At 65.6% G+C, this 8,279-nt stretch carries 10 protein-coding genes; 3 read left to right on the top strand and 7 right to left on the bottom strand.

Translation table 11 applies throughout. The features are described from left to right. The first annotated feature begins 141 nt into the window (after positions 1-141). Both P2Q66_RS19960 and P2Q66_RS19955 read left to right on the top strand, forming a co-directional pair. Positions 142-606: a hypothetical protein gene (locus tag P2Q66_RS19960; protein WP_275730935.1), complete on the top strand. Its 465-nt coding sequence runs from the start codon at positions 142-144 to the stop codon at positions 604-606. Between the two features lie 109 nt (positions 607-715). Further along, positions 716-1,570: a hypothetical protein gene (locus P2Q66_RS19955; RefSeq protein WP_275730933.1), complete on the top strand. Its 855-nt coding sequence runs from the start codon at positions 716-718 to the stop codon at positions 1,568-1,570. Positions 1,571-1,618: 48 nt separating this feature from the next. On the opposite strand, the gene P2Q66_RS19950 is transcribed toward P2Q66_RS19955, so the two are convergent. Then, on the bottom strand, positions 1,619-2,323 hold the full coding sequence (locus P2Q66_RS19950; protein WP_079597509.1) for a redox-sensing transcriptional repressor Rex: 705 nt from the start codon (positions 2,321-2,323) through the stop codon (positions 1,619-1,621). 140 nt (positions 2,324-2,463) lie between these two features. Then, positions 2,464-2,718: a glutaredoxin family protein gene (locus tag P2Q66_RS19945; protein ID WP_079597510.1), complete on the bottom strand. Its 255-nt coding sequence runs from the start codon at positions 2,716-2,718 to the stop codon at positions 2,464-2,466. Between the two features lie 76 nt (positions 2,719-2,794). Here P2Q66_RS19945 and P2Q66_RS19940 point away from each other — a divergent pair, with 76 nt between their 5' ends. Continuing rightward, positions 2,795-3,613 (top strand): HAD-IB family hydrolase, encoded by an 819-nt coding sequence (locus P2Q66_RS19940; protein ID WP_079597511.1) that lies wholly within the window; start codon positions 2,795-2,797, stop codon positions 3,611-3,613. A gap of 143 nt (positions 3,614-3,756) precedes the next feature. Here P2Q66_RS19940 and P2Q66_RS19935 read toward each other — a convergent pair whose 3' ends face one another. The 5 genes from P2Q66_RS19935 to P2Q66_RS19915 all read right to left on the bottom strand — a co-directional run bounded on the left by P2Q66_RS19935 (position 3,757) and on the right by P2Q66_RS19915 (position 8,208). Further along, positions 3,757-3,855: an AURKAIP1/COX24 domain-containing protein gene (locus P2Q66_RS19935; protein ID WP_003792170.1), complete on the bottom strand. Its 99-nt coding sequence runs from the start codon at positions 3,853-3,855 to the stop codon at positions 3,757-3,759. A gap of 194 nt (positions 3,856-4,049) precedes the next feature. Beyond that, positions 4,050-4,262 carry a helix-turn-helix domain-containing protein gene (locus P2Q66_RS19930; RefSeq protein WP_079597512.1) on the bottom strand — a complete coding sequence of 71 codons (213 nt, stop codon included), beginning with the start codon at positions 4,260-4,262 and terminating at the stop codon, positions 4,050-4,052. 154 nt (positions 4,263-4,416) lie between these two features. Next, positions 4,417-5,538 (bottom strand): 3-deoxy-7-phosphoheptulonate synthase, encoded by a 1,122-nt coding sequence (locus P2Q66_RS19925; RefSeq protein WP_275730928.1) that lies wholly within the window; start codon positions 5,536-5,538, stop codon positions 4,417-4,419. Between the two features lie 268 nt (positions 5,539-5,806). Further along, positions 5,807-7,132, bottom strand: a complete 1,326-nt coding sequence (locus tag P2Q66_RS19920) for a glycoside-pentoside-hexuronide (GPH):cation symporter (protein WP_275730926.1) — start codon at positions 7,130-7,132, stop codon at positions 5,807-5,809. Positions 7,133-7,188: 56 nt separating this feature from the next. Then, entirely contained in the window at positions 7,189-8,208 is a 1,020-nt protein-coding gene (locus tag P2Q66_RS19915; protein ID WP_275730925.1) for an acetylxylan esterase, read from the bottom strand. Positions 8,209-8,279: the final 71 nt, after the last annotated feature.

The raw sequence follows: 8,279 nt of genomic DNA, 5'->3' as shown, positions 1-8,279 counted from the left end.
GGCCCGGCTTCAGTGGCGTCCGTCTTTACTGGCGTCCGTCGTCCCGGCCTGCGCACTGAAACCCCAGCCCGTTGCGCAGGGGCAGTCCCCGCGGACCGGGCCTCGCCATGGTCCCGCCCGGGCGGGACTACAGTGAACGCCATGAGCAACTCCCCCAGCGCCCGGCCCGGCGGTTTAGCCGCGCTGTTTTCAGTGGCCGGCCGACCCACGGAAATCAAGGTCTCGTTCTGGATCTGGTTCGCCGGCGGCATCCTGGGCGCCATGGGCGGACTGCTGGGGATGCTTGCATCCCTGGTGCTCTTTGCTGCGGCACCCGCGGCAGCCGCGGCCGTGGTCACCCTGATGCTGCTGGCCTCCGCGGTGGGCGTTGCGCAGATGGTTTTCGCGGTAAAGATGAAGGCTGGACGGACGTGGGCACGGGTGGCCCTGACAGCCCTCGCCGCCGTCACGTTGGGCCTGGCCGTGATGAACATGCTGACCGGCATGGGCCAGGGTGGAAACTGGGCAGCCTTCCTGGTGAGCCTCGCGGCAACGGTCCTGATGTGGCTGCCCAATTCCCAGGCATGGTTTGCCGCCGGCCCGTCCCGGAATACCTCCGCAGAATGACCCACAACGCGGCGGCCCGGGGGTACGGTGGACTTAAGCCATGCTGGGGGCAGGCTACAGGACCGCTCCCGGCAGCCTCCCTGGAAACCGACATGCAGAAGGACCGCTCATGAGTACTCCTCCCGTCCCGCCTCCCGTACCCAATGACCCGCATTCCAATGGCTCACAGGGCGGCACCAACCAGCCCGGCAATAACCAGCCCGGTGACCAGTCCGGCGGGCAGCCCCGCTACGGCGAGAACGCGCCGCAGTACGGACAAAACGCTCCGCAGTATGGCCAGAACGCACCCCAGTACGGACAGAACCCGCCGCAGTACGGTTCCCAGCCGCCGTCGGCTCCGCAGTACGGCCAGAACGCACCCCAGTACGGCCAGCAGTTTGGCCAGAACCCGCCGCAGGCTCCCGGTTATGGGCAGCAGCCGTTCGGCCAGTCCTCCTACGGCCAGTCGCCGTATGCCCAGTACCCCTCGGAACAGCCGCAGCCTTCGGGGAGCGCCGGCGTCCCGCAGCTGGTGAACATCTCCTTCTGGCTGTTGATCGCGTCAGCAGCGATCTTCGTGATTTCCCTGTTGACGGGCCTCACCCAGCTGGACGATCCGCTGTTCCGCCAGACGTTTGAGGACCAGATGGAGGCCGGTGGCGCCACCGGTGTCACCTACGAGGACATCAAGGGCGTCATTGCCGGCACCCTGGTGGTGTTCGCCATCCTGGGCGCCGGGCTGTACCTGCTGGTGGCCTTCTTTATCCGCAAGGGCAAGAACTGGGCCCGCATCCTGGGCACGGTGTTCGCCGCCCTGTCCATCTTCGGCCTCTTCGGACCGCCCTCGATCGGAACCCTCGGAACCCTGCTGGGGATCGCCGCCATCGTGCTGCTGTATCTTCCGGCCGCGGCTCCCTACTTCCGGAAGCAGCAGCCCTTCGCCAACCCGTACGGCGGCGGCATGGGCAACCCCTACGGCCGGTAAGCGCACATTTCCACACCTGCGGGCGTGGGTCCCGGAAACTGCTGAAATCTAGGCGGTCTGACCCGGGGCCTGCGCCCGCTGTGCGTGGTAGGCCAGGATCTGCAGTTCGGTGGCCATGTCCACCTTGCGGAGGTTGACGCCCTCCGGGACCTGGAGCATGACGGGGGCGAAACTCAGGACGCTGTGGACACCGGCCGCCACCACGCGGTCGCACACGTCCTGCGCCACGGCCGCCGGCAGTGCCAGCACCACCATGTTGGCTCCGGTGCGGTGCAGCACGGTTTCCAGGTCCGCGACGTCGCTCACCCGCAGCCAGCCCACCTCGTTGCCCACTACCATCTGGTCGGCATCAAAGATGGCCACGACGTCGAAGCCCCGGGACTCGAAGCCGCCGTACCGGGCCAGGGCCTTGCCCAGGTTTCCGGCACCCACAATGGCGACTTTCCAGTCGTGCGTCAGGCCCAGGGCGGCGGCGATGTGGCGGCTGAGGTACTGCACCTCGTATCCCACGCCGCGCGTGCCGTAGGAGCCCACATGGGAGAGGTCCTTGCGCAGCGTGGACGAGCTCACTCCGGACGCTTCCGCGAGGGACTCGGAGGAGACACGCTCCACGCCGTCTGCAAGCAGCGTGTTGAGGGCGCGGAGATAGAGCGTCAGCCGGGCCACCGCTGCGGGCGGGATCTGTTTGGCTGGCGTGCCCGTGGCGCCCGGAAGATCCGGAACAGCCTGGGGGGTTGAGTCCAGCGAAGTCACCAGCCCCTCCCTTGAGTCGCGTTGTGACTCCACTCTAGAGCCCCATCGCCGGTGCCAACAAAGCAGGCGTCATCACCGGAAACCACTCCCTTGTTTGCGCCCATCCTTACTGAACCACTGCGCTTACTGGAACACTGCGCTTATTGGGCCATGGCGCGCTGGAGTACGCGTTCCAGCCGGGTTTCGTCGATTTTCCAGAAATCGCGCTGGACGCCGTCCACCAGCACCACCGGGATTTCCTCGGCGTACCGTTCACGGAGCTCCGGCTGGTGGTCCACCCGTTCTTCGGTCCACTCCAGCCCCAACGCAGCGGTAACCCGGCCGACGGCGAGGCGGGCCTCCTCGCAGAGGTGGCAGTCAGCTTTGGTGATGAGGACGACGCGCGGTGTTGCCATGGCTTAACCGTAGCCCCGTCCGCGGTGCCCGGCACGCCGACGGTTTCCATCCAGTGCATTGACTAGACTCAAGTCCATGCCCCAGGAGAAGTACGTCGCCGTAGTCACCAAGCCGGTTGCTGCGCCGCAGCCCGGCGAGGCGGCCTTCTTCGATGTGGACAATACCCTGATGCGCGGTGCCAGCCTCTTCCACGTGGCACGGAAGATGTATCAGCGGGGCGCCTTCACCATGGCCCAGGCCGCCGGCTTCGCGTGGAAGCAGTTCAAGTTCATGGCGCGGGGCGAGAACATCGACGACGTCCATGCAGTCCGGGACTCTGCTCTGACCCTGGCTGCCGGGATCACCGTTGACGACATCAAGGCTTTGGGCGAGGAAGTCTATGACGAGATGATCGCTTCCCGGATCTGGCCGGGTGCCAAGGCCCTCGCCGAACAGCACCTGAGGGTGGGCAGGCGGGTCTGGCTGGTGACGGCCACCCCCATCGAGGTCGCCACGGTGATCTCCACCCGGCTCGGATTGACCGGCGCGCTCGGCACTGTGGGGGAAATTTCGGAAGGCATGTACACCGGACGGCTGGTGGGCGACATCCTGCACGGTTCCGCGAAGGCCGTGGCAGTCCAGGGCATTGCCGACGCCGAGGACCTGGACCTCAAGCGCTGCTGGGCCTACAGCGATTCATACAACGACATCCCGCTGCTCAGCCTGGTGGGCCACCCGGTGGCCATTAACCCGGATGCCCGCCTCCGCCGGCACGCCCGCGACAACAACTGGCCCGTGTACGATTTCCGCGCCGGCCGCCGCGCAGCAACCTTCGGCCTCAAGGCGGCCACCGCCGGCGGCGCCGTCTACGGCCTCTGGAAGGGCTTCGCAAGGATCCGCGGCCCGCGCGCGTAGGAATCCGTCAGATCCTAAGTTTGTCCGCGAATCCGAACCGTGACGGTCAGGATCTGCGAACAAGGCCAGGAAGCTGCACCAGCAAAAACGAAATGCCCGCCGCCTGGAAGGCGACGGGCATTTCTACGCTGTTCGAAGTATCTCTACTTCTTATTGCGGCGCTGGTGACGGGTCTTGCGAAGCAGCTTGCGGTGCTTCTTCTTGGCCATACGCTTGCGACGCTTCTTGATAACTGAACCCACGAAAGTTCCTTACAAACTAGATGCAGTACCTGTCTGATGGAAATTGTTCGTGGACAGAGCTACGAACTGAACAACTGACAGATTCTTACAATGACGTAAAACGTTCCTTAACAGGGTACCGCTTATCGGGAGGGGCTACTGACCGCGGGGCTCCCACCGGCTCAAATACAGGGCATTGCGACGGAAAGAGTGCGTCAGGCGGTCTCGGTGTGGCCGTCCACCACAGCACCTTTGAGGTACTGCTCCACGGCATTCTCCGGAACCCGGTACGAGCGGCCGAAGCGCACAGCGGGCATTTCACCGGAGTGGACCAGCCGGTACACGGTCATTTTGGAGACGCGCATGACCTGGGCTACTTCAGCCACGGTCAGGAACTTCGCGTTGGAGAAGTTCTGTTCTGACGACATTTCCCTATTCCTTTGCTGACGGATGGACAACAGTGACCCCAGGTACATGCCAATGCGGTGTTCCGATGCTGAGCCATCCACCAACCACCTACCTAGATACTCTAGATGTTCCTGTGGCAGATGTGAAAGTAGTCCGCTCCCCTATTTGGCTCCCCTACTTCACTGCGCGGCGCTTGCGTGCGGACGCCGCCAGCTGGTCCAGCACGGAGACCGAGACGTCCCATTCCATGCATGCGTCCGTGACGCTCTGGCCGTAGACGAGTTCCGCGCGGCCGGCTGCGTTCTCGGCGACGTCCAGGTTCTGGGCGCCGCCCACCAGGAAGCTTTCCAGCATGACGCCGGCAATCGCCTGCGCGGACGTGCCGCCATCCTCGAGCTGGGCGCCGATCTCCAGTGCCACCTCAGCCTGCCGGTGATGGCTCTTTCCGCTGTTGGCGTGGCTGGCGTCCACGATCACCCGCGGGTTGAGGTGCTTGCCGGCCAGCTTAGCCGAAGCAGCCTCGACGTCGCCCGCGGAGTAGTTGGGCCCCTTGCGTCCGCCGCGGAGGATCACGTGCGTGTCCGGGTTCCCGGCGGTGGCCACCAGCGCCGCCCTGCCGTCGCCGTCGATGCCGAGGAAGGCCTGGGCTGCCCCGGCGGCACCGCAGGCATCGATGGCAACCTGCAGGTCGCCGTCGGTTCCGTTCTTGAATCCGATGGGCATGGACAGGCCCGAGGCGAGCTGCCGGTGGATCTGGCTTTCCGTGGTGCGGGCACCGATGGCGCCCCAGGAGATCAAGTCCGCCATGTACTGCGGGCTGATCGGCTCCAGGAATTCGGTGGCGGTGGGCAGTCCCAGGGCCGTGACCTGCTGCAGGAAGTGCCGGGCGGTCCGCAGGCCGGTGACCATGTCGTGGCTGCCGTCCAGGCGGGGATCGTTGATCAGGCCCTTCCAGCCGACGGTGGTGCGGGGCTTTTCGAAGTAGGTCCGCATCACGATGAGCAGGTCTTCCTTGTGCTTTTCGGCCTGGCTGACCAGCCTGCGGGCGTATTCCAGCCCGGCCTTGGGGTCGTGGATGGAGCACGGCCCCACGATGACCAGCAGGCGGTCGTCCACCCCGTCCATGATGGCGCGGACTTCGTCGCGTCCGCGTTCGACGACGTCCGTCACCCGGGCGTCCAGCGGCAGTTCGGCGATGAGTTCAGAGGGCGTGGGCAGCGCGGTGAATTCGCTGACACGCAGGTTAGAGGTGGTTTTTGCGGCGGTGCTGGTTGCTGATGCTGTTGCGGTGCTCATGGTGGGTCCTGTTCCAGATGGGAAGCGGGCCCAGTTCAGAACCCGCCGGAGAAACGGCGAAGGGCAGAGAATGATCTCTGCCCTGTTGGCTCTGAAGGAAAGTTGGATGCGTGTCAGTTAGACGCGGGCCCCTCCAGAGCCAACGAAAAATACGCATACCAACGGTTAGTCATGCCTCAGACCATAGCCGCGGTTTGTCCCCGGGCGCAAACCATGTCCGTCACATGACTTTTTCGGACGCCGCCGGCCGCCCGCTACCGGCTGCCAGCTATCGGCTCGACTGCAGGCCGGCCACCAGCTCGGCGTGCCTCTTATCCGTCAGGCGGTACCAGTACATGATTCCGGCGGCGGCCAGCACCAGGGCTGCAGGCAGCAGCCCGGCAGCGGCGCGGATGGCCAGAACGGCGGTTTCGGCCTGCTCCGGCACCGCGGACGAGTATCCGCCCCAGGCCAGCGAGAAAGCCACCACCCCGCCGCCGAACCCCATCCCCAGCTTCCGGGTGGCGGCCAGGAGGGCGTAGTTGATGCCCTGGACCCGGACACCGGTTTTCCATTCGCCGTATTCAACGGTGTCCGCGATGAGTGCCCAGGTGAGGATGCTGACCGAAGCAGACGAAAGCATTGCCAACACAAGGCCCGTTACCGCAAGCCAGGGCAGCCCCGCCGGAGCGAGGAAAACAATCAGTCCGCCTGCCGCCCCGGCGCAACCGCCGGCCGTGTAGGCAGCCCGTTTGCCCCAGCGTGCCACGAGTCGCGGCATAACGACGGCGAGCGTCAGGGTGATTGCCACCTGCGCGGCGGCCATGACGGGAAACAGGTCCACCCGGGAGAGGACATCCCGCAGGTAGAAGAACTGGGCGGCGCCCGTGGCTGACGTGCCGGTGACGAACAGGACGGAGCTGATGCAGAGGACCACCAGCGGCGAGTTGGCCTTCAGCGCGTCCGTGCTTTGGCGCAGGGTGATTTTGGGGACGCTGCCGCCGATCTGTTCCCGGCAGGCAACAGCCGTGAACAGATAGAGGGCGGACCCCACGGCGGCAAAAACCAGTGTCATCACGGTGAAGATCTGCTGCATATCCCCGCCGGCGCCCAGCAGGGGCGCGATGAAGAAACCCAGGGTTGCCCCCACTGACAGGCCGCCGATGGTCCGGGCGCCGCCGAGCCGGGCGCGCTCCCGGGGGTCCTGGGTCATGGCCCCCACCAGGCAGCCGTAGGGCACATTCACCAGGCTGTAGGCCAGGCAGACCAGCCCGTAGGTGCAGTAGGCGTACAGCAGCTTGGAGGACGGATCCACGTCCGGAACGTGGAACACCGCAACGCCCAGCAGGAGCGGAACGAAGCCGAACATCAGGAAGGGGCGGAACTTGCCCCACCGCTTGCTCTGTACGCGGTCCACGATGCGGCCGGCGGCAATGTCGGTAAACGCATTGAACACCCGCGCCACCACCAGCAGCGTTCCTGCCGCCGCCGCCGAGATGCCGGCCACATCCGTGTAGTAGACGAGCAGGAACATGTTCGCTGTACTGATGATCATGCTGTTGGCTGCGTCGCCGGCACCGTAGGCCACAACGCTGAGCCTGCTGAGTTTCTTCACTGGTTCCTTGATTCCCCGGACTCGGAAACCGTTTTCTCAAGCCCGCAACAAGGAACTTACCCCAAAATTTTGCGGAGAAACAGCAGCTGCCGGATCCAGTGGTGTTCCTGGCCGCCCTCGTGGTTGTTGAACCGGTACACCTCAATGTCCTTCGCGGCGTCCGTGGGAGCGGTACCGGCCGCCCCGGAGCCGTAGGCGTTGAAGCTGGCAAAAACGGTGGACGGCGGGCAGATATCGTCCATCTGGGCTGTCGAATACAATGCCGGTGCCGTCGCCAGGCGCGCCAGGTTGACGCCGTCGAAGTAGCGAAGGACGTCAAGCACGGGCTCGTAGCGGTCCCGGTGGCGCGCCAGGAACTGGGCGATCTCCGGGTACGGGCCGCGCAGGGTGATGTCGATGGCGCGCGGGAAGTCCTGCAGGAACGGAACATCCGGCAGCGCGGCGATGACGCCGTCGAGCCGTCCTGCCGCCAGCCCTGCAGTGGCAACCACGATGCCGCCGCCCTGGCTGACACCGGCCAGCACCACCTTCTCAGGCTCGACGCCGGGGTGCGCCTGTGCAGCCTCCACCGCACGGAAAGCGTCCACGTACACCCGGCGGTAGTAGTAGTCTTCCCGGCTTGCGATGCCCCTGGTCATCAGGCCTGCGTGGGCCACGCCGCCGGCGGAGGGGTGCGGGTCGGGCGTCTCGCCCAGGGTCCCGCCGTAGCCCTGGCCTCGGGTGTCCATGATGAAGTGCGCGTACCCAGCCTGGGCCCACCGGGTGTCCTGGTTGACCAAGCCGCGGCCGCCCGAGTATCCCACATAGTGGACCACCACGGGCAGCCTGGCCCCGGCTTCCCGGTGCGCGGGGAGGTGCAGCCAGCCCTTGACGGGGGCGCCGCCGTAGCCGGAGAACGTCACGTCGAAGGTGTCGATGACAGAGAGGTAGTTCTCTGCCGGCTCAAAGGACGCATTCAACGGAAAGGCCCGGGCTTCGGCAATGGTGGCGTCCCAGAAGGCAGTGAAGTCGGTGGGCGGCGTCACGTCCGAGGTATAGCTGCGCAGCTGGGCCAGGGGAAGGTCGAAGAGTGGCATGGGCTATCCGGTCCTGTCAGGTAGTTGGCTTGTCTACGGCCCTGCTTACAGGCCGGCGAGACGCTTCTCGA

The sequence above is a fragment of the Arthrobacter sp. Cr_A7 genome, assembly GCF_029222765.1.
Classification (GTDB): Bacteria; Actinomycetota; Actinomycetes; order Actinomycetales; family Micrococcaceae; genus Arthrobacter.
The sequence above is the reverse complement of the archived record's forward strand: the minus strand, read 5'-3'. Positions and strand labels throughout refer to the sequence as shown.

What these genes read in the sequence shown, in the direction of transcription:
- P2Q66_RS19960 (WP_275730935.1), top strand. Translation starts at nt 142, where the DNA reads ATGAGCAACTCCCCCAGCGCCCGGCCCGGCGGTTTAGCCGCGCTGTTT.
- P2Q66_RS19955 (WP_275730933.1), top strand. Translation starts at nt 716, where the DNA reads ATGAGTACTCCTCCCGTCCCGCCTCCCGTACCCAATGACCCGCATTCC.
- P2Q66_RS19945 (WP_079597510.1), bottom strand. Translation starts at nt 2,718, where the DNA reads ATGGCAACACCGCGCGTCGTCCTCATCACCAAAGCTGACTGCCACCTC.
- P2Q66_RS19940 (WP_079597511.1), top strand. Translation starts at nt 2,795, where the DNA reads ATGCCCCAGGAGAAGTACGTCGCCGTAGTCACCAAGCCGGTTGCTGCG.
- P2Q66_RS19930 (WP_079597512.1), bottom strand. Translation starts at nt 4,262, where the DNA reads ATGTCGTCAGAACAGAACTTCTCCAACGCGAAGTTCCTGACCGTGGCT.
- P2Q66_RS19925 (WP_275730928.1), bottom strand. Translation starts at nt 5,538, where the DNA reads ATGAGCACCGCAACAGCATCAGCAACCAGCACCGCCGCAAAAACCACC.
- P2Q66_RS19915 (WP_275730925.1), bottom strand. Translation starts at nt 8,208, where the DNA reads ATGCCACTCTTCGACCTTCCCCTGGCCCAGCTGCGCAGCTATACCTCG.